17 protein-coding genes are annotated in these 20,770 nt (G+C 34.8%); 15 read left to right on the forward strand and 2 right to left on the reverse strand.

What is annotated here, in order from left to right:
- Positions 1–2: 2 nt before the first annotated feature.
- Positions 3–1,508, reverse strand: coding sequence for a glutamate--tRNA ligase (gene gltX, locus QO200_RS06700; RefSeq protein WP_371537999.1), 1,506 nt, complete (start codon positions 1,506–1,508; stop codon positions 3–5).
- A 137-nt stretch (positions 1,509–1,645) separates the two neighbouring features.
- Between gltX and QO200_RS06705 the strand changes: the two genes are divergently transcribed.
- From QO200_RS06705 to QO200_RS06745, 9 genes are all read left to right on the forward strand, one after another.
- On the forward strand, positions 1,646–4,969 hold the full coding sequence (locus QO200_RS06705; protein ID WP_371538002.1) for a hypothetical protein: 3,324 nt from the start codon (positions 1,646–1,648) through the stop codon (positions 4,967–4,969).
- Entirely contained in the window at positions 4,966–5,385 is a 420-nt protein-coding gene (gene ybeY, locus QO200_RS06710; RefSeq protein WP_371538006.1) for an rRNA maturation RNase YbeY, read from the forward strand. Before QO200_RS06705 ends, ybeY begins: the two co-directional genes overlap by 4 nt.
- 232 nt (positions 5,386–5,617) lie before the next feature.
- Complete coding sequence (mnmG, locus tag QO200_RS06715) at positions 5,618–7,489, forward strand: tRNA uridine-5-carboxymethylaminomethyl(34) synthesis enzyme MnmG (RefSeq protein WP_371538009.1); 1,872 nt, start codon at positions 5,618–5,620, stop codon at positions 7,487–7,489.
- 225 nt (positions 7,490–7,714) lie between these two features.
- Entirely contained in the window at positions 7,715–8,563 is an 849-nt protein-coding gene (locus QO200_RS06720) for a class I SAM-dependent methyltransferase (protein ID WP_371538011.1), read from the forward strand.
- A gap of 243 nt (positions 8,564–8,806) precedes the next feature.
- Entirely contained in the window at positions 8,807–9,382 is a 576-nt protein-coding gene (locus QO200_RS06725) for an OmpH family outer membrane protein (protein WP_371538013.1), read from the forward strand.
- A gap of 220 nt (positions 9,383–9,602) precedes the next feature.
- Positions 9,603–11,876, forward strand: coding sequence for a helix-turn-helix domain-containing protein (locus QO200_RS06730; RefSeq protein ID WP_371538015.1), 2,274 nt, complete (start codon positions 9,603–9,605; stop codon positions 11,874–11,876).
- Positions 11,877–11,893: 17 nt separating this feature from the next.
- Positions 11,894–12,418 (forward strand): hypothetical protein, encoded by a 525-nt coding sequence (locus QO200_RS06735; protein WP_371538017.1) that lies wholly within the window; start codon positions 11,894–11,896, stop codon positions 12,416–12,418.
- A 137-nt stretch (positions 12,419–12,555) separates the two neighbouring features.
- Entirely contained in the window at positions 12,556–12,960 is a 405-nt protein-coding gene (locus tag QO200_RS06740; RefSeq protein WP_371538019.1) for an OsmC family protein, read from the forward strand.
- A 121-nt stretch (positions 12,961–13,081) separates the two neighbouring features.
- Positions 13,082–14,296, forward strand: a complete 1,215-nt coding sequence (locus QO200_RS06745) for a multidrug effflux MFS transporter (RefSeq protein ID WP_371538022.1) — start codon at positions 13,082–13,084, stop codon at positions 14,294–14,296.
- Between the two features lie 218 nt (positions 14,297–14,514).
- On the opposite strand, the gene QO200_RS06750 is transcribed toward QO200_RS06745, so the two are convergent.
- Positions 14,515–15,147 carry an SDR family oxidoreductase gene (locus QO200_RS06750; RefSeq protein ID WP_371538024.1) on the reverse strand — a complete coding sequence of 211 codons (633 nt, stop codon included), beginning with the start codon at positions 15,145–15,147 and terminating at the stop codon, positions 14,515–14,517.
- Positions 15,148–15,327: 180 nt separating this feature from the next.
- Here QO200_RS06750 and QO200_RS06755 point away from each other — a divergent pair, with 180 nt between their 5' ends.
- The 6 genes from QO200_RS06755 (at position 15,328) to QO200_RS06780 (ending at position 20,631) form a co-directional block, all read left to right on the forward strand.
- Positions 15,328–15,891: a TetR/AcrR family transcriptional regulator gene (locus tag QO200_RS06755; protein WP_371538027.1), complete on the forward strand. Its 564-nt coding sequence runs from the start codon at positions 15,328–15,330 to the stop codon at positions 15,889–15,891.
- Positions 15,892–15,965: 74 nt separating this feature from the next.
- Positions 15,966–16,514: a carboxymuconolactone decarboxylase family protein gene (locus tag QO200_RS06760; RefSeq protein ID WP_371538030.1), complete on the forward strand. Its 549-nt coding sequence runs from the start codon at positions 15,966–15,968 to the stop codon at positions 16,512–16,514.
- Positions 16,515–16,958: 444 nt separating this feature from the next.
- Entirely contained in the window at positions 16,959–17,507 is a 549-nt protein-coding gene (locus QO200_RS06765; RefSeq protein WP_371538030.1) for a carboxymuconolactone decarboxylase family protein, read from the forward strand.
- Between the two features lie 804 nt (positions 17,508–18,311).
- Positions 18,312–19,046 (forward strand): SDR family oxidoreductase, encoded by a 735-nt coding sequence (locus QO200_RS06770; RefSeq protein ID WP_371538032.1) that lies wholly within the window; start codon positions 18,312–18,314, stop codon positions 19,044–19,046.
- Between the two features lie 81 nt (positions 19,047–19,127).
- Positions 19,128–20,120, forward strand: a complete 993-nt coding sequence (gene gap / locus QO200_RS06775; protein ID WP_371538035.1) for a type I glyceraldehyde-3-phosphate dehydrogenase — start codon at positions 19,128–19,130, stop codon at positions 20,118–20,120.
- A 202-nt stretch (positions 20,121–20,322) separates the two neighbouring features.
- Positions 20,323–20,631 (forward strand): EthD family reductase, encoded by a 309-nt coding sequence (locus QO200_RS06780; RefSeq protein ID WP_371538037.1) that lies wholly within the window; start codon positions 20,323–20,325, stop codon positions 20,629–20,631.
- The last annotated feature ends 139 nt before the right edge of the window (positions 20,632–20,770 follow it).

Raw genomic sequence — 20,770 nt, forward strand, 5'->3', positions numbered from 1 at the left:
TTTTATAAGGTTTCAATTGCTTTATGTATTCTACTAATTGTTTCTTCTTTTCCAACGACTTCAACAATATCAAATAGGTGGGGGCCTTTTAAAGCACCAACTAAACTTAAACGGAAAGGTTGCATCACTTTTCCCATTCCTATTTCGTTTTTCGTCATCCAGTCTTTTACAATAGTTTCTATATTGGTAGATGTGAAATCAGTTATTTCTTCCAGCACAGAAATCAATTCCTGCATTAATGCGGGTGTTTCTTCCTTCCAGTTTTTAGATGCTTTGGCATCATAGTCAGTTGGAGCCACAAAAAAGAAATCAGTCAAATCCCAAAATTCAGATACAAAATGAGCACGTTCTTTAATTAATGAAACCACTTTAATTAGTACATTTTCATCAATAGTGAAACCTTTAGACTCTAAGATAGGAGTGAAGGCTTTCGCCAAAGTAGCATCTTCTTGTTTGATTAGATATTGGTGATTGAACCATTTGTTTTTTTCTGGATCAAATTTAGCACCCGCTTTGTGAACTCTGTTCAAATCAAAAGCTTCGACTAATTCTTCCAAAGTATATATTTCTTTCTCTGTTCCATCATTCCAACCCAATAAGGCTAGGAAGTTAACAACTGCTTCTGGAAAGAAACCTTTTTCTCTGTAACCTGATGAAATTGCTTCTTCCGTTTTCCATTCTAATGGGAATACAGGGAATCCTAGTTTATCTCCATCTCGTTTGGATAATTTTCCATTTCCGATTGGTTTTAAAATCAAAGGCAGATGTGCAAATTCAGGGGCATCCCAACCAAAAGCTCTGTATAGTAAAACGTGTAATGGCATAGACGGCAACCATTCTTCTCCACGAATAACATGTGAAGTTTCCATTAAATGGTCATCTACAATATTAGCCAAATGGTAAGTTGGCATTCCATCACTTTTAAACAATACTTTATCATCTAGTAAGCTAGTTTCAAATTTTACATCACCACGAATGATATCTTGCAAATGCAATGTTTCACCAACGGGAGTTTTAAAACGGATTACATAAGCATCACCATTTGCGATTCTTTTAGCAGTTTCTTCAACAGAAATTACTAGAGAAGTATCTAGTAACTCTCTATTGGTGTGATTGTAAATAAAAGTTTTACCTTGTTCTTCTTGTTCTTTTCTTGCTGTATCTAATGCTTCAGCAGTGTCAAAAGCATAATAGGCCCAACCCGTGTTTATTAATTGGTCAGCATATTCTCTATATAAAGGTTTTCTTTCGCTTTGACGGTAAGGACCAAATTTTTCGTTTTTTCCTATTGTTTCATCAGGAGAAATCCCTAACCATTCTAATGCTTCCATTATATACGCTTCGGCACCTGGAACAAAACGATTTTGATCAGTATCTTCAATTCGTAAAAAGAAAACACCATTATTTTTCTTGGCAAACAAATAATTGAATAGGGCAGTACGCACTCCGCCAATATGTAAAGGTCCTGTTGGACTAGGTGCAAAACGCACACGAACTTGCTTCGACATTTTTATAAATTTTGATGCAAAGATACAATTTCAATTGCTGAACTGTAGAATTTGAAAACGACATAATTTTAACATTTTTGATATTGATGGTTTTTAACATTTCTTTATTCATATAAATTATTACTTTTATTGGTTATATGAAACAAATAAAAGCTTTGGAATCTTCAAATAGTATTTATCAAAAGTTAGAAGTATTTATCAGGAAGTATTACACTAATGAATTGATAAGGGGAATTGTACTTTTTAGCGGTTTAGGATTGTTGTGTTTTTTATTCACGCTGTTCGTGGAATATTTTCTTTGGCTGCAGCCAATTGGAAGATCTATTTTATTTTGGACTTTTATTGTTGTAGAAGTAGTGCTGTTATTTCGTTTTATTTTGTTTCCAATATTTAAGTTGTTTAAATTCCAAAAAGGGATTGACTATGACCAGGCATCCAAAATTATAGGAAATCACTTTGCGGATGTCAATGATACGTTGACTAATTTTCTCCAATTATCGAATTCAGATAAAGTGGAACGGTCATCTGAATTGCTTTTGGCGTCTATCGATCAAAAGGCAAATGCATTGCGAACAATTCCTTTTGGCAAGGCTATAAATTTTAGCTCTAATAAAAGTTATTTACCTTTTGCAATAGTTCCCATTTTACTTTTTCTATTCTTTTATCTATCCGGTAATAGTGCTGTTATTTCTCAGAGTTTAAATCGAGTGGTGCATTTTAATGATACGTTTTTACCGCCTGCACCTTTTAAATTTATAGTGGTCAATAGCGATTTGCAATGTGAACAGAATAAAGATTTTTTGCTCAGAATTAAAACGGAAGGAAATGTAGTTCCTGAAAACGCATTGATTTTTATTGATGGCGAAAGTTATTTTATGGAGAACAGTAAGCTTGGTGAGTTTCAATTTAAAATCGATAAGCCAATGGTGGATGTAGTGTTTCATATAGAAGGAAACGCTGTTTCGTCAGCTGAGTATAAGTTGAAAGTGGTTGCTGTGCCAACAATTTCAAACTTTGAGATGCAATTGAATTACCCATCATATTTGAATAAAAAATCTGAAGTAGTTAAAGGAACAGGAAACGCGGTAATCCCTGAAGGTACTAAGGTAACTTGGAGAATTAATTCTTTGGCGACCGAAGATATAGTGTGGGCGGATGAAAGTACGCGTTTTCCGTTTCAAAAGAAAGAAAACATTTTTTTATTGTCTAAAAGTATAGGTCAAAATACAGATTACCAAATAATTACCTCTAATAAGCAGGTGAAAGATCATGAAAAACTGAATTATCAGCTTACGGTGGTTAAGGATCAGTTCCCTAGTATCGATGCAAACTATGCTCCGGATAGTTTGAAGGTGGATAAAAGTTTTATTCTGGGACAAATTACAGATGATTATGGATTGTCAAAATTACAAGTGGTGTATTACCCTAAGAATAAACCAGACGCTGTTAAACGTAGAACGATTTCAATAAAGAGTTCTGGTTACGAGCAATTTTTATTTTCTTTTCCTACTGGGTTAGCAGTTGAACAGGGAGTTTCCTACGAGTATTATTTTGAGGTTTTTGATAATGATGCAATGCATGGTTTTAAAAGTTCAAAATCTTCTGTGTTTTCTAATCGAATTGCAACCGATGAGGAGAAGAAAAGTGAATTGTTGCAAAAGCAAAATGACAACATTAATAGTCTTCAAAAGTCGTTAAAGAATCAAGATAAGCAATTTTCTGAAATAGATAAATTGCAAAAGACAGCCAAAGAGAAAGAGCAATTTGAATTCAAAGATCAGCAAAATGTAAAAGATTTTATTCAGCAGCAGAAGAAGCAGGATGAGATGATGAAGGAATTTGCGAAGAAAATGAAGGAGAATTTAGATCAGTTAAAAACGACTCCAAAAGATGAATTAAAGGAAGAGTTAAAAAAACGCTTAGACAAAGCAGATCAAGATTTGCAAAAGAATCAAAAACTTTTGGATGAATTAAAGGAGCTTAATGATAAAATAAAGAATGAAGAATTACTTAATAAATTAGATCAATTTAAACAGAATAGTAGAAACCAAGTAAAGAATTTGGAGCAGTTAGTAGAATCGACTAAGAAGTATTATGTTGAAAAGAAGGCGGAGCAGTTAGGGGATAAATTAGATAAGTTGGCGGCAAAACAGAATAAATTGGCTGAGGATGAAAAGGAAAATTCTGCCGATAAACAAAAAAAGATTAACTCTGAATTTGATACTATTCAAGATGAATTAAAAGACTTGGATATTGATAATGCCAAATTGAAATCACCAGTCGATTTACCGAATGATAGTGCGACCGAAAAAAGTATTGCTAATGATTTAAAGAAAGCGACTGACGAACTTCAAAAAGAGAACAAAGCAAAGGCAAAACCAAATCAGAAGAATGCTGCTGATAAGATGAAGTCTATGTCTAAGAAGATGTCGCAAAGTTTAGAAGGAAGTGCTAAAGAACAGATGGAAGAAGATGTGAAAATGTTGCGACAAATATTAGATAATTTATTAGCTTTTTCATTGTCTCAGGAGTATGTTATGGTTCAATTTAGAGGTTTGAAAAATGGGTCTCCTGCTTTTAATAAGAATATTAAGTTACAGCAAGATCTAAAACTGCAGTTTAAACATGTTGATGATAGTTTGTTTGCGATGTCTTTACGTAACTCAAAAATTGCAGAAGACATTACCAAGGAGATTGGGAATGTACATTATAACATTGATAAATCCTTAATCAGTTTAGCAGATGCGCAAATACCAAAAGGTTTATCACACCAGCAGTACGCGGTTTCATCCGCTAATAAGCTAGGTGATTTCTTGAGTGATATTTTGAATAATATGCAAGAATCGTTGTCTGGCATGGGTTCTGGAAAACCAAAACCTGATGGTGGGCAAGGAATGCAATTGCTAGATATTATTAAAAAGCAAGAGGGTCTTGGTCAAAAAATGAAGCAGGGGATGAAGAATGGGCAAAAGCCTGGAGGTGGAAAAGAGGAAAAGCTGGGTCAAGGTTCTAAGAGTGGAAAACAAGGTTCGCAAGATGGCGGTATGGATGAAGGTGATGCGCAAGTTTTGTTAGAAATTTACAAGGAACAAAAACAGCTACGTGAAGCATTAGAAAAAGAACTGAGTAAACAAGGTTTGGGTGGTAGTGGTCAGAATGCTTTGGAACAGATGAAACAAATTGAGAAGCAGTTGTTGAACAAAGGTTTTAATAACGAGACACTGCAAAAGATACTGAATGTGAAGCAGGAATTATTGAAATTAAACACGGCTGTTCAAGAACAAGGGGAGGAAAATAAGCGACAATCAAAGAACAATAGTAGAGAGTTTAATAATGAATCTAAACCATTGCCTGACGCCTTGTTAGATTATTTAAATAGCATTGAGATATTAGACAGACAATCGTTACCTTTGCGCTCGAATTTTAACCGCAAGGTTCAAGAATATTTTAATAAAAAATGATCAATTTTAATTACGAAAACGAGTTCAACTTAGAGAACGAAGGCGCTATTACAAAGTGGCTATCTGAAGTGATTTTATCTGAGGGCAAGAAAGAGGGTGAAATAAACTACATCTTTTGTGATGACGAATACTTACACAAGATCAATCTTGAATATCTAAACCATGATACACTGACTGATATTATCAGTTTTGATTACACGATGGGGAATGAGATAGGAGGTGATATTTTTATATCTGTAGAGCGTGTTCAGGATAATGCTAGTGATTTTAAAGTGTCTTTTGAAGAAGAGCTTAGAAGAGTAATGGTTCACGGTGTGCTTCATTATTGTGGATATAAGGACAAAGGAGAAGAAGATGAGTCGCTGATGCGCTCCAAAGAAAATGAAAAATTAGCGCTGTTCCACGTGGAACAATAAAATACTAACTCAACCGATTTCTATTTATGTTTCACGTGGAACATTGGTAAATTAAATTAGTTTTTGGTGTTGTGTTTTTAAGGCGTTTCACGTGGAACAATCTTGAAAGATGAAAGATTCTGACAGGAGTTGTGCTGCTGGGAACGAGAAAATAAATTGAGATTTCAAAAACAGAAACGCTTTTGGTGTTGAAATCTCGCCCCCGTTAAACGGGACAAATTCATATAATAAGATGTTTCAAGAAGAATATGATGTTATTGTTGTGGGTGCAGGACATGCCGGTTCTGAGGCTGCTGCTGCTGCTGCAAACTTGGGTTCAAAAACGCTTTTGGTAACAATGAGCTTGCAGAATATTGCGCAGATGTCTTGTAATCCTGCAATGGGAGGAATTGCAAAAGGTCAGATCGTAAGAGAAATCGATGCGCTTGGTGGGTATTCAGGAATTGTCTCAGACAAGACTGCGATCCAGTTCAAGATGTTGAATAAATCAAAAGGTCCTGCAATGTGGTCGCCGCGTGTTCAAAGTGACCGTATGCGATTTGCTGAGGAGTGGAGAATGATGTTAGAAGGAACTCCAAATCTTGATTTTTATCAGGAGATGGTAAAAGGTTTGTTGATTGAAAACGGAAAGGTAAAAGGAATTACAACTGCGCTAGGAATCGAAATTAAAGCGAAGTCGGTGGTGTTGACAAATGGAACTTTCTTGAATGGAATAATCCATATTGGTGATAAAAATTTTGGTGGAGGTAGAGCGGGCGAAAGTGCTTCTCATGGAATTACCGAAGATTTAATCAATGCTGGTTTTGAAGCTGGAAGAATGAAGACTGGAACACCTCCAAGAGTGGATGGACGGTCTTTGGATTATTCGAAAATGAACGAAGAAAAAGGAGATGCTAAACCGGATAAGTTTTCTTATTCTGATTTGACGACGCCTTTAATTCATCAGCGATCTTGTCACATGACGTACACTTCTTTGGAGGTGCATGATATTTTGAGAGAAGGTTTTGATCGTTCGCCAATGTTTAACGGAAGAATAAAAAGTCTTGGACCAAGATATTGTCCATCGATTGAGGATAAGATAAATCGTTTTGCCGATAAAGAAAGACACCAATTGTTTATAGAGCCAGAAGGGTGGAAAACCTGTGAGGTTTATGTGAATGGTTTTTCTACTTCACTTCCTGCAGATATTCAATATAAGGCGATGCAATCTGTTGCTGGTTTTGAAAAGGTAAAATTCCTTCGTGCAGGTTATGCGATCGAATACGATTACTTTCCACCAACACAATTGAAACATACTTTAGAAACGAAGTTAGTTGAAGGTTTATATTTTGCCGGACAAATTAACGGGACGACCGGTTATGAAGAAGCTGCTTCCCAAGGATTGATGGCTGGAATAAATGCGCATTTAAAAGTGCACGAAAAAGCACCTTTAATTTTGAAAAGAGATGAGGCATATATTGGAGTTTTAATTGATGATTTAATTACCAAAGGAACCGAAGAGCCTTACCGCATGTTTACTTCGCGAGCAGAGTACAGAACGTTATTGCGTCAGGATAATGCCGATTTCAGATTGACTCCTATGGCACATGAAATAGGTTTGGCTTCTGAAAAGCGTTTGCGTCGTATGGAACATAAGCTAAAGGAGTCGGAAAAAATGGTTTCGTTTTTTAAAGAAACTAGTGTTAGTGTTGCAGAAGCAAATCCAATATTAGAATCAAAGGATACTGCCTTAATTACTCAGGGAGATAAATTGTTTAAAGTTTTCTCACGTCCGCAAATTGATATGGTCGACATCTTGAAATTTGATAAAGTGAAAACATATATTGAAGCGAATGATTTAGATCAGGAAATTCTAGAGCAAGCCGAAATCCAAGTAAAGTATTCTGGTTATATAGATAAGGAAAGAAACAACGCGGATAAACTAACTCGTTTAGAAGATGTGAAAATTCCTGAAGATTTTGATTATGATAAAATAAAATCAATGTCTATAGAAGCGAGACAGAAGCTAGGTAAGATTCGTCCAGTAACGATTTCTCAGGCATCGAGAATCAGTGGAGTTTCTCCAAGTGATGTTTCGGTACTTTTGATTTATATGGGAAGATAAGATGTTTGATTTCAGATTAACGATTTTTGATTTATGATCTTTTTTAAATCTGCAATCAAAAATCGTTAATCTTCATTCTAAAATGACATGTTCCACGTGAAACTATGGCCGTAAGCCTTGTTATTACTAAGGAGCTTGTGTTTTAAAAATAAAATAAATTTAATATTTAATTTTCAATCTTTACGTTTATACTAAAAATTGAAAACTGACGACTGAGAACTAAAAATGGATATTTCAAATAAAAAGCATTTCCTTACAGTAAAAGACCATTCTGTTTCTAAAGAAACATTTGACTTGTACCACGATGAAACAACGGACATGTTAATTACATATCCGCAACCTAGTTTAGAAAACTTGGGTAAGTATTATGAAAGTGAAGATTACATTTCGCATACAGACGGAAAACGATCTTTGTTTGAAAAGGCATACCATTTTATAAAAGGCATCGCTTTAAAAAATAAGTTGGCGCTAATCAATTCACAACAACCTAATAAAGGACGTATTTTAGACATTGGTGCTGGTACTGGAGATTTTTTGGCTGTAGCCAAAGAAAACGGTTGGGAGACAGTAGGAGTGGAGCCAAGTGATAAAGCGAGAGCTATTGCTTTGAAGAAAGCAGTTTCTTTTGTCGAGGATACTTTGGGGTTAGAAAGTCAGTCTTTTGACGTGATTACGATGTGGCATGTTTTAGAACATGTTCCAAATTTAGACAACCAAATAAAAGAATTAAAACGTTTGCTAAAACCAGCGGGAACTTTAATTGTTGCGGTTCCAAATTTTAAATCTTTCGATGCAAAACATTATGGTGCATTTTGGGCTGCTTATGATGTACCAATTCATTTCTGGCACTTTTCTAAAAAAGCCATTAAATTGCTTTTTGAAAAAGAAGATATGAAATTAGAAAAAGTGCTTCCTATGAAATTTGACTCTTTTTATGTGAGTCTGTTATCTGAAAAGTACAAACATGGAAAAATGAATTTTGTTAAGGCATTTTTTGTTGGATTGCAGTCGAACATAAAAGCCAAACAAAATTTTGAATATTCATCCCATATCTACGTTCTAAAAAACAAGTAAATCGAATTTAAGTCTAGTTTAAGCCGTGATTTCCTCTTTTACGGGTGTTGTTATTGCTTATTTTAATTTTGTTTCTTATTTGAGCGCTGTTGAAGTCGGTTTTTATAGCAATAAGTTATAAAATCGGTCTTTTTAATAATAAAATCTGATAGTATAATTTTTTGCTAATTTTTAAAGTTTTTTAGGATACTCTCTAATTTTTTATATTTTTGCTATAAACACATAAATTCCAAACAAACCAAAATGAAAAAAGTATTATTAATTATCGCAATTTCTATTTCAGTTGTTGCTTGCAACAAAACCGCAGATGTTAAAGAAGTAAAAACAGCTTACGTAGATACTTCGGTATTAATGAAAGAATATACAGAAGCGAAAGATCTTGAAGCGAAATATAAAGCTCAGTCTGAAGAAAAAGGAAGACAGCTTGATGCGGAGATTAAACGTTTCAAAGAAGATGCTGCTAACTTTCAAAGTCAAGCGCAAGCAAATGGTCAAACGTGGGCACAACAAAAAGGAGCTGAATTACAAAAAAGAGAGCAACAATTGAGTTATGCTCAACAAGCTTTATCTCAACAATTACAACAAGAAAGTGGTGCAGAAATGGACTCTTTAGTAAGTGGAGTAAAAAAATTCATCAAAGCTTACGGTAAAGAAAAAGGATATTCTTATATCTACGGTACGGGTGATGCTGCATCAGTTTTATATGCTGAAGATAAATACGACATTACAAAAGATATCGTAAAAGCATTAAACGACAAATACACAGCAGCTGCTAAAACAGTTGATAAAGTAGAAGATAAAGCAGAAGAGAAAAAATAATCTCTATTTTTTTATAATTATATAAATGCCTTTATTCTGTTTTTAGAATAAAGGCATTTTTTTTTTAGTCCATTTACTTCTGGAACAGTGGTTTTATATTTTAAGCCGATATTGTTTTTTGGATTATAAAAAAGTTACTTTTACTACGCTTTAATTCAAACTTTGTTGAGGGGAAAATTAGGGCAGTTCAAATTTTATTTCTACTTAATTTATCCGCCTAATGCAAGCCATATCCGAAGCCGCAGAATACACCTTACAATTTATCAATCAAACACAACGGTCTATATTCCTGACCGGGAAAGCGGGTACAGGAAAGACTACGCTTTTACGTGAAATTATTGCGACCACATATAAGAACACGGTTGTAGTAGCACCCACGGGAATTGCCGCACTAAATGCGGGAGGTGTGACGATACATTCTATGTTTCAATTGCCTTTCGGCGGTTTTATCCCTTCGTTTAATGTCGAATCCCAGTTTACTGAAACCGTAAAATTCGAGTCAAAGGATACTTTGCGCAGGCATTTTAAAATGGGCGGACTAAAGAAATCGGTGATTCGAAATATGGAACTGCTGGTTATTGATGAAGTAAGTATGTTGCGTGCCGATTTGTTGGACGCCATGGATTACATGATGCAAACGGTACGAAAGAAGACAACGCCTTTTGGAGGGGTACAGGTTTTGTTTATAGGCGATTTATTACAATTGCCTCCAGTGATTCGGGATGAGGAGTGGCGAACTTTGCGTGCTTATTACAAAGGGAAATTCTTTTTTCACTCTCATGTAGTGCAGCAAAATCCGCCGTTATATATTGAATTATCCAAAATTTTCCGTCAAACGGATTCTACTTTTATTTCTGTTTTGAATAATTTGCGGAACAACCAAATTACTACTGAAGATATTCAGGTGCTGAACAAATATGTCAAACCTGATTTTGATTTAAAGGCAAATAAAGGATATATAACCCTGACCACACATAATGCCAAAGCGGATACCATGAACTCGCAGGCTTTACATGATTTAAAAGGCGAGTTAATTACATACAAACCGGATATTGTAGGTGATTTTCCAGAAAAAATATTTCCGATAGAAGAAAATTTAAAGCTCAAGATAGGAGCGCAGGTCATGTTTGTTAAAAATGACTTGTCTATTGATAAGAACTATTTTAATGGAAAAATGGGGGTTATCAAGTCATTGTCAAGCCAAGAAATTCTTGTCCATTTTCCAGAGGAAGACAAGACCATAGAAGTCGAGAAATACGAATGGCAAAACATCCGCTACAAGGTAGATCAGGCGACTAAGGAAATTGAAGAAGAGGTTTTGGGGACTTTTGTGCATTATCCAATCAAGTTGGCTTGGGCAATTACGGTTCATAAAAGCCAAGGTCTTACTTTTGATAAAGCAGCAATCGATGTTTCGCAGGTTTTTATGCCGGGACAAGCTTATGTTGCGTTATCGCGTTTGCGCTCGTTAGAAGGGCTTATTTTACTCTCTCCGTTAAGAATGAATGGGATTTCTAATGATCAAGATGTGATGGATTATTCATTGAATAAAGCCTCGGAGGAATTGTTGAAAAACTCACTGCATTTTGAAACCAAAAATTTCATCCATAACTATCTGATAAATAGTTTTGATTGGGGTGATTTGGCACAGGAATGGCGCAACCACAAGTTCAGTTATTCGGAGAAATCAGAAAGCTCTGAAAAATCAAAACATTCCGTTTGGGCAGCGAAACAGTTAATTGCCATCGATTCGTTATTGGATCCATCCAAAAAATTCATTCATCAGCTCAATAAAATATTCAACAATGAAACGGTTGATTTGATTCATGTTTCCGAAAGGGTTCAAGCGGCCTTAGGTTATTTCCTTAAACCCATGGATGATTTGGTTTTTGAGATCTTGTGGAAACTCGAAGAGGTGAAGCGGGTCAAGAAAAGTAAGGCGTATTTTGACGAACTAATTGTGCTTGAAGAATTGCAGACCAAAGCGGTTTTGCGATTGATGAAAGCCAAGCTGCTGATAGAAACCGTTGTGGCCGGAGATCCTATTTCGAAAGAAAAATTGACTTCTGACGAAATTAAGAAATACATCAGCAGAAAGACCGAAGCGATTCAGAACCAATTCAAGAAAACACATATTACTTTAATTGAAGACGAAAAAGACTTGGAACGCTATACTTCAAAGAAAAAAACGGATAGTAAAGCGCCCAAAAAATCGACTGTAGAGATTACTTATGAGCTTTGGATTGACAAGAATTCTATCCAGGACATAGCGACAATCAGGAAATTAACCATCCAAACCATTGAAAGTCATCTGGTAAAGTTGATTCAATCTAAAAAAGTAAGCGTCCAAGATATATTGCCGCAGGACAAAATCAAGGAATTGAGCGAAGCCTTCAAGCATTACAAAGAGGAATCCTTGAACGGAATGAAAGAAAAATTTGGCGAGAAATATTCCTGGGATGAATTGAGAATGTTTAAGGCAAGTTTGAATTAGGTTTGAATACAATTGTTATGAAAAAAATAGTACTGACATTAATAATTGTTTTCTCCATTTTTTCCTGCAAACAAAAAACAGAGAATACTCCTTCAGTTACTTTAGATAATAAAGAAAAAAGTATTTCTGATAAACCAGATTTAGAAACTACGGTAAAGAATCAAAAAACAGACTCCCTAAATGTTGATAATAGAAGTACGATTATAGATCACTATATCTGTTATAAAGACGATAAAGTAGCTTCAAGAATGATATGGATAAGTTTTACAGATAAAGAAGATGCGGTGCAAATAAAATACAAAGGGCAAAAATTGCCGATAGATTTAATTTTTATTAAAGAAGAATTTATTAAAGGTGGGGCGCATCCCACAATTATAAAATACTATTCTGAAAAAACAGGTCCGGAGATTAACGGAGAATATAAAATAACGCATTCAGGAAATTGGGATTATGTGGAATATACAAGAGGTAAAGACGATAGAAAGTTTAACTTTACAATTGACTTTGAATCAAATCCTTATGGCAAAGAAGCTTGTTTCTAGGGTAATTTTTTATGGAGTAGCTAAAGAATCGCAGGGTATTAACAAAAACAATATCCATTATTTATAAGCATAGTCCTCATAAAATTAAATTACTGCATTTATAAAATACATTACTAAATACTAAAACCAATCACTTTATGAATTATTCTGTCAAAGCAAGTATCTCCTCAAATAAAGACGCAGGGGTACATATCAAAGAATCTGAGGTTAGTTTTGGGGTTTCTCCTGATACAGAATCTAGTTTGCCCAATCCAGCAGAGTTGTTTTTGGGATCTTTTTCAGCTTGCATTCTGAAAAATGTAGCTCGTTTTTCTGTTATGATGAATTTTGAATATTCAAGCGCTGAATTAACGGTAAATGCCGTGCGACTTGAAAAACCGCCAAGAATGGATGAAATACAATATGAATTGATCGTTTACAGTCAAGACGATAGCTTAAATATTGATTTACTTCATAAGAATATAGAAAAATTTGGAACGATATTCAACACGGTTAAGGCTTGTTGCGCTGTAAGTGGAACAATAAAAAAAATAACGAATTAAGAGATAAGCAGTTCTAAATTAGGTTTTTAAACGAAACGCTGTAACTAAAAATTCATAATCTATTATTCTTAGATTTCTGTAAAGCAACGCAGAAACCAATTCAAAACCTTATTTTTGCAGGATGCAAAAAAATATTAGGACCTCTCAATTTGAGTTTGTCGCACTGATGGCTTCATTAATGTCGGTGGTGGCTTTAGCAATCGATGCTTTATTGCCAGCACTAGAAATTATTGGGATAACAATTGGTACTACAAATGTTGTTGATAACCAATTACTCATCACAATGATCTTTCTTGGACTTGGATTTGGGCCTTTAATTTGGGGTCCACTTTCAGATAGTTTTGGGAGAAAACCAATAGTTTATATGGGTTTTGGCTTATTTATTGGGGCCAGTTTTATTTGTGTAAACGCCACAAGTTTAGAGGTGATGGTTCTAGGCAGGATTCTGCAAGGAGTAGGTTTATCTGCGCCCAGAACCATAAGTATTGCGATTATTCGTGATATGTACAGCGGCGATTATATGGCGCGCATCATGTCATTTGTGACCGTAGTTTTTATTCTCGTTCCTGTGGTTGCTCCAGCTTTGGGTAAGTTTGTTCTTGATTATTATAATTGGCATGGCATTTTTTATATTCAAGTGATTATTAGCTTGGTTGTTTCCTTCTGGTTTTGGAAACGACAACCAGAGACTTTATCTAATGAAAACAGGAAGGTTTTTTCAAAAAAAGGATTTATAGGGGAGTTTAAAGAATTACTGAAATTCAAGAAAACGATTGGTTTTACTGTTATCTCGGGGTTTGTTACTGGATCATTCATGGTTTACCTAAGTAGTTCCCAGCAAATATTTCAGAATCAGTACAATCTTGAAGAAGAGTTCCCATACATATTCGCCGGATTGGCAATAGCAATAGGTGCGGCTGTTTTTTCAAATGGCGTACTAGTTTTAAAATACGGAATGGAAAAATTAATTACCGTAGCCCTGGTTTCTTTCTTTGTAGTTTCAGCAACTTATGTTGCTTTATTTTATAATACGCCAAATCCTGATGTGCGCATTTTGTTGCTGTTTTTTGCATTACAATTTTTTAGCATTGGTTTTCTTTTTGGAAATATACGTGCCATGGCCATGGAACCTGTAGGACACATTGCGGGGATTGCCGCAGCGGTTACTGGTTTTATTTCCACAATTATGGCTGTTCCTATCAGTATCTTTATTGGCCGTTTCATTAAAGAAACAGCATTACCATTGTTTGTTGGTTTTTCAATATGTTCTGCTTTGGCGGTTAGTTTGCTTATTTATTTAAAAATAGACGAGAAACGAAGAAATGTGAATCTTTAAAACAAAATGTAATTACGAAGATAGGAGGGTAGAGGGTTGAAATAGCAATAAGTCATGTGAAAAGTAAATTCAAATAAGTTGTTATAATGTCGTACCCGCTTAATACAACATGTAAAAAAAAACCGAAAGATCTTTAGTGTATAAAGTCCTTTCGGTTTTTTATTTTGAATCAATAATGGTACTCTCTTATAAATCTAAACTGCGTAATAAATATTGTTTTAACTAATTTGATCCAAAGCTTTCTGGATTGAAGTATCTCCTTTTATAATTTCGAAAGTGGCATTTGCAGCCGTTTTGTCTTCTAAGCTTTGTACTAATGTTTGCGCAACATCGGCTCTACTTATTTCACCATGTTTGTTTAACTTTTGCTGCAGTTCAATCATTTCTAACTGCGAGTCATTCGTTAAAGTTCCTGGTCTGACAATGCTATAGCTTAAGCCACTATTTTTTAAATATTCATCTGCATTGTGTTTTGCTTTCAAATAGTCTTGCAGCTGAGTTGCTTCTTCAGGTTTGTCTGCTCCCATAGAACTCAACATTACAAATTTCTTGATATTTGCCTTTTTAGAGGCATCAATTAATTTTTTAGCGCCTTCTTGATCGACTCCTATCACATTTTTACCCGCTGAACCGGCCGCAAATATTACTCGGTCAATTGGATTAGTAAAAACAGACGTAACATCAGCTTCTAAATCGCCCAAAACAGTTTGAATATTCTGGTCTTTGAAATAGGCTTGTTGGTCCTCTTTTCTAACCATTGCAATAGGGTTATAATTTTGAGATTTATTTAAAATGTCTACTATTTTTTTTCCTGTGGCGCCATTAGCACCGGCTACTAATATATTTTCCATATTCTAAAGTTACAAAAAATTCTTGCAGCTAAGGTCAATGAGAGAAGTCTTTAACTTCAGTTTATTACTTTTTAACATTCTTTAAGAAATGGAATTCGTGATATAGGTAAGTTAAAATTTTCTAAATAATTTTTTTATTTCAAAGCAGTTGCTTAGTTTTGCATCAGAATAAAACAAACAATGGCAAGAAGTAAACAATATAACGAACAAGAAGTTCTAGAAAAAGCAATGTCTTTGTTCTGGCGCAATGGATACGAAAACACCTCGGTTCGTATGTTGGAGAAAGAAATGGGAATCAATCAGTTTTCGATTTACGCTAGCTTTGGTAGCAAGCAAGGGTTGTTTTTAGAAAGTTTAAAATGCTATAAAAGCAAAGTAAACTGCATGTTCGAAAAGTTTAAAAACGGTACAAACGGAATCGACGATATCAAAGAATTTTTCTATGATTCAGTTCAAATTCCAATCGAGATAGGTAATTATAAAGGATGTTTCCTAACGAATACCTACAACGAGTTTGCAGAAGCAGAAGACCAAATGATTAATACACAAATGGTAGAATTTATGGATGGTATCAAACAACTATTTATAGAAAAAATTCAAACCGATAAAAGCAAAGACGAACAAACGGTGTTGAAGCAAGCCAATTATTTGCTACTAGCAAAACACGGACTTGCAGCAGCATCAAGAGTCAACGATAAACAAGAAATAGAAGATTATATTGAGCTTACGTTCAAAAGCATCTAGCTTTTTTTTGTTTCAAAACTAAGCATATGCTTAGAATTAAAATAATTATAAATAATACAATTAAAAATCACATTATGACGACATTAAAAGTACACAACATCGAATCAGCTCCAGAAGCAAGCAAAACATTATTAGAAGGATCTCAAAAAGCATATGGAATGATTCCAGGACTTCACGGTGTTTTAGCAGGAGCTCCCGGTTTACTTAAAGCCTACCAAGACATACACGAATTATTCGTAAACACTTCTTTCAATGAAGAAGAATTAACAGTAGTGTGGCAAACTATCAACGTAGAGCATGCTTGTCATTACTGTGTACCAGCTCATACCGGTATTGCAGCAATGATGAAAGTAGATGAAGCGGTTACTGAAGCTTTACGTAATGAAACACTATTGGCTAACCCTAAATTAGAATCTTTACGTACTATGACCTTGATTATCGTTCGTAACCGTGGTCATGTTTCTCAAGAAGAATTGGAGGCATTTTACGCAGCAGGTTATGGTGAGCAACAAGTTTTGGAAATCATTCTTGGTGTGTCTCAAAAAGTAATCAGTAACTATACTAATCATATTGCAAATACACCAGTAGATGCGGCTTTCAAAAAATATGCTTGGTCTAAATAATTAGAATTGCAGTCAAGTCACAAACACTATTTTATTTATTTGGGCAGCTTATCCGCCCTCCGTTCCCGCTTTTTTTGTTCCGCTACGCTGCACAAAAAAGAGCTCCACTCAGCTCGGGCTGCGGGACCGTGCAAATAGGAATGTTCAGTGTATAAAACAGGGTTTGTGACTTGTTTTTATAAACATTTAAAGAGGCAAAGTTTAAAAGCAAAGCGCGGGAATCGTGCTTTAGTAATTGCCGAATTTTTCGGAGATGTGAAGAGCATTTGCACTACAATTAGCCTAACATATATTTTACTAGGCAGCATCAAGATTAAACAATACTAAAGAAATCGAAGATTATATTGAATTAACTTTCAAAAACATCTAGCTTTTTTTTGTTTCAAAACTAAGCACATGCTTAGAATTAAAATAATTATAAATAATACAATTAAAAATCACATTATGACAACATTAAAAGTACACAACATCGAATCAGCTCCAGAAGCAAGCAAAACATTATTAGAAGGATCTCAAAAAGCATATGGAATGATTCCAGGACTTCACGGAGTTTTAGCAGGAGCTCCCGGTTTACTTAAAGCCTACCAAGACATACACGAATTATTCGTAAACACTTCTTTCAATGAAGAAGAATTAACAGTAGTGTGGCAAACTATTAACGTAGAGCATGCTTGTCATTACTGTGTACCAGCGCACACAGGTATTGCAGCAATGATGAAAGTAGATGAAGCGGTTACTGAAGCTTTACGTAATGAAACACTATTGGCTAACCCTAAATTAGAATCTTTACGTACTATGACCTTGATTATCGTTCGTAACCGTGGTCATGTTTCTCAAGAAGAATTGGAGGCATTTTACGCAGCAGGTTATGGTGAGCAACAAGTTTTGGAAATCATTCTTGGTGTGTCTCAAAAAGTAATCAGTAACTATACTAATCATATTGCAAATACACCAGTAGATGCGGCTTTCAAAAAATATGCTTGGTCTAAATAATTAGAATTGCAGTCAAGTCACAAACACTATTTTATTTATTTGGGCAGCTTATCCGCCCTCCGTTCCCGCTTTTTTTGTTCCGCTACGCTGCACAAAAAAGAGCTCCACTCAGCTCGGGCTGCGGGACTGTGCAAACAGGAATGTTCAGTATATAAAATAGGGTTTTTGACTTGTTTTTATAAACATTTAAAGAGGCAAAGTTTAAAAGCAAAGCGCGGGAATCGTGCTTTAGTAACCGCAGGATTTTCGGAGATCTGAAGAGCATTTCTGCTAGAATTAGCCTAACATGTATTTTAGTAGAAGCAAAGAAAAACGGAGTTAAAGTGCTCAGGAAATTCATGCTAAATATGATATAAAGCGACAAACCTTTTCCGTCGATTTATCTTTAATAAAATCAATTTTGATTTTATTAAAGAATTAAACAACCAAGAAATTGGAATACTTAATCATTGTGCCGGAATAGAAAATAACCAATATATTTTAGGTGTAGGAAAGGAGTTATTTAATCGAAGCAGTTGCTTATACGATTCGGGGTAATTACCGCCTAATATCAGCTTTTATAAATGGCTCTATGAGGTTTGAGGAACACAAAGACGTTGACTGAATCTTAGTACCTAACAAATTATCAGTTTTTATGAATTATCCTAAAGAAAACATAAAAACACTCATTCGTCAATTTATAATAGGTAAATTTGATTGTAACAGCTTTACATAGAGTTTAATACGTTAATTTACAAATAGTAAGAATGTCGGTGGGATAGGAAACCACAAAATAAATAATTAAAATATTTAAATAATAAAATTATGAGTTATTCAGTACAAAACAAAGTCGCTTTAGTAACAGGTGCAAACAGAGGAATTGGTAAAACGATAGTAGAATCGTTAATAAATCACGGAGCTAAAAAGGTATATTTGGCCGTTCGTGATGTAAATTCAACTAAGGATTTAGAAGAAAAATTTGGGGATAAAGTAATTACCGTTCAGGCAGATGTATCTGATACGGCATCAATCCAAGCATTAGCGCAGCAAACAACTGATGTGGATATTGTCGTAAACAACGCAGGTGTAGGGACTCCTCAATCAGTCCTTGGTGAAGATATTGAAAAAGATTTTGCTTTTCAATTAGAAGTAAACGCTTTTGGTTTACTACGTGTGGCTAATGCTTTTGCTAAAACATTAGAAGCAAATAAAGGAGCTTTAGTTCAAATGAACTCCATAGCGTCGATTAAAAACTTTCCCCACCTTTCTACCTACTCTGCCTCAAAAGCGGCGTCATATTCATTAACACAAGCATTAAGAACAGAATTAGGACAAAAAGGGGTTACTGTACTAAGTGTTCACCCGGGTCCAGTCGCAACAGCTATGGCAGTTGCCGCAGGTTTTGAAAATCCTGCCGATACTACAGTCGTTTCTGAAGGAATTATTAATGCACTTGAAGCAGGTGATTTTCACTTATTTCCAGACGAAATGGCAAAGCAAATTGAAGCAGCTTATCAAAGTTTCTCTGATAATGTTATAATGGTAGATTTCTCTGAATAATAAATTAAAACAAGGAAGGGGTTTCACTTTGAAACTTCTTCTGAAGAATATTTGAAATTTAATTTAATTAAATCCAAAAAAATGAAAAAAATAGCAATTAATGGGATGGGGCGAATAGGAAGAGCCGCACTCAAAGTAATATTAGACACACCAAATTTGGAATTAGTAGCAGTAAATGATATCGTTTCTGCAGAAAACATTGCATACCTAATTAAATATGATTCTGTTTATGGGGTTTATGAAAAGGAAGTAACGTTTGATGATAATAATCTTATTATAGATGGTAAAAAAATTCAATATAATTCAGTTGGTAATCCAGAAGAATTACCTTGGAAAGAAAACAATATTGATGTAGTAATTGAAAGCACAGGTTTTTTTACAGCAAGTGAGGATGCCAAAAGACATATTAAAGCCGGGGCCAAATCTGTAATAATATCTGCGCCTACAAAAAGCGAAGATATACCAAGCGTAGTTCACGGCGTCAATTCTGCAGATGGAAAAACCGATGTCTTTTCTTGTGCAAGTTGTACCACAAATAATATTAGCCCCATAGTTGAAGTCCTTGGGCGTAGAATTGGGATTAAAAAAGCTATAATGACAACAATTCATGCCTACACAGCTTCACAAGCAATAGTTGATGCGCCTTCTAAAAAGAACTTTAGAATGGGACGTTCAGGAGCTAATAATATAGTGCCAACATCAACAGGAGCTGCTATCGCTACAACAAAGGTATTGCCTGAGTTTAAAGGTAAATTTGATGGAGTTGCTTTGCGTGTTCCTATTCCTGTAGGTTCTATTTCAGATTTAACTTTTGTAACGGAACGTCCTGTAACGGTTGAAGAAATAAATGCAATTTTTGAAGAAGAAGCTGCCACAGAAAGATACAATAACGTATTATCAACGACTACGGAACCTCTAGTGTCGTCAGATATCGTTAAAAACCCTTACGCCTCAACAGTTGATTTGAGTATGACAAGGGTTGTTGATGGAGATCTATTAAAAGTAATGACTTGGTATGATAACGAATGGGGATTTACCAATCAAATGATACGTCAAATTTTAGCAGAACTATAAATTGGCATCTTGAGAAGATAAGTGCAGCCTTTATGGGTTTCCTTTTATCTTCTAAATAAAAAGAACAGAAATGCGATATTCAACAGAATGAAAGCTTGCTTTAGTACAGGAAAGATGTAACGGAACTGATACTAATCTTTGAGTAAAATGGATATTTCAAAATAGAATATTAAAAAGAAATTAAATATTAAAAATAGAAGCAATGATAAAATTAACCGTACTATACCCTAACACACCGGATTTAAAATTTGATAAAGAATATTACGTAAATAAACACGGGCAATTACTTACAGATTTGCTGGGTGATGCTATAATTTCGTCTGATGTAAATATGGGAATTGCTGGTGGTGCTCCTGATACAACAGCGCCTTATGTCGTAATTGCGAACATGGTTTTTGAATCTATGGAGTCGTTTGAACAGTCTTTTGGAGCCAATGCTGAAAAGATTATGGCCGATCTTCCAAATTTTACGAATGTTCAGCCACAAGTTCAAATTAGTGAGCTTTTATAAATATACTGGCTTATTAAAGACCGATGAAGTTTTGGTATGAAAATCGTGACGGTATCTTATTACTAACGAATCGAAAACATTAAGAAGATACTTGGAATCGCCCTTTAACAGATGAATCTTGGAAAAAGTTGAGATGGGA

The sequence above is a fragment of the Flavobacterium sp. Arc3 genome (assembly GCF_041431375.1).
Lineage (GTDB): Bacteria > Bacteroidota > Bacteroidia > Flavobacteriales > Flavobacteriaceae > Flavobacterium.

Bases quoted from the DNA above. Each gene is read 5' to 3' on its own strand.
- QO200_RS06760 (WP_371538030.1), top strand. From the start codon at position 15,966: ATGACGACATTAAAAGTACACAACATCGAATCAGCTCCAGAAGCAAGC.
- gap (WP_371538035.1), top strand. From the start codon at position 19,128: ATGAAAAAAATAGCAATTAATGGGATGGGGCGAATAGGAAGAGCCGCA.
- QO200_RS06750 (WP_371538024.1), bottom strand. From the start codon at position 15,147: ATGGAAAATATATTAGTAGCCGGTGCTAATGGCGCCACAGGAAAAAAA.
- QO200_RS06705 (WP_371538002.1), top strand. From the start codon at position 1,646: ATGAAACAAATAAAAGCTTTGGAATCTTCAAATAGTATTTATCAAAAG.
- QO200_RS06770 (WP_371538032.1), top strand. From the start codon at position 18,312: ATGAGTTATTCAGTACAAAACAAAGTCGCTTTAGTAACAGGTGCAAAC.
- QO200_RS06780 (WP_371538037.1), top strand. From the start codon at position 20,323: ATGATAAAATTAACCGTACTATACCCTAACACACCGGATTTAAAATTT.
- ybeY (WP_371538006.1), top strand. From the start codon at position 4,966: ATGATCAATTTTAATTACGAAAACGAGTTCAACTTAGAGAACGAAGGC.
- QO200_RS06735 (WP_371538017.1), top strand. From the start codon at position 11,894: ATGAAAAAAATAGTACTGACATTAATAATTGTTTTCTCCATTTTTTCC.
- QO200_RS06755 (WP_371538027.1), top strand. From the start codon at position 15,328: ATGGCAAGAAGTAAACAATATAACGAACAAGAAGTTCTAGAAAAAGCA.
- QO200_RS06720 (WP_371538011.1), top strand. From the start codon at position 7,715: ATGGATATTTCAAATAAAAAGCATTTCCTTACAGTAAAAGACCATTCT.
- QO200_RS06740 (WP_371538019.1), top strand. From the start codon at position 12,556: ATGAATTATTCTGTCAAAGCAAGTATCTCCTCAAATAAAGACGCAGGG.
- QO200_RS06725 (WP_371538013.1), top strand. From the start codon at position 8,807: ATGAAAAAAGTATTATTAATTATCGCAATTTCTATTTCAGTTGTTGCT.
- gltX (WP_371537999.1), bottom strand. From the start codon at position 1,508: ATGTCGAAGCAAGTTCGTGTGCGTTTTGCACCTAGTCCAACAGGACCT.
- mnmG (WP_371538009.1), top strand. From the start codon at position 5,618: ATGTTTCAAGAAGAATATGATGTTATTGTTGTGGGTGCAGGACATGCC.
- QO200_RS06730 (WP_371538015.1), top strand. From the start codon at position 9,603: ATGCAAGCCATATCCGAAGCCGCAGAATACACCTTACAATTTATCAAT.
- QO200_RS06745 (WP_371538022.1), top strand. From the start codon at position 13,082: ATGCAAAAAAATATTAGGACCTCTCAATTTGAGTTTGTCGCACTGATG.
- QO200_RS06765 (WP_371538030.1), top strand. From the start codon at position 16,959: ATGACAACATTAAAAGTACACAACATCGAATCAGCTCCAGAAGCAAGC.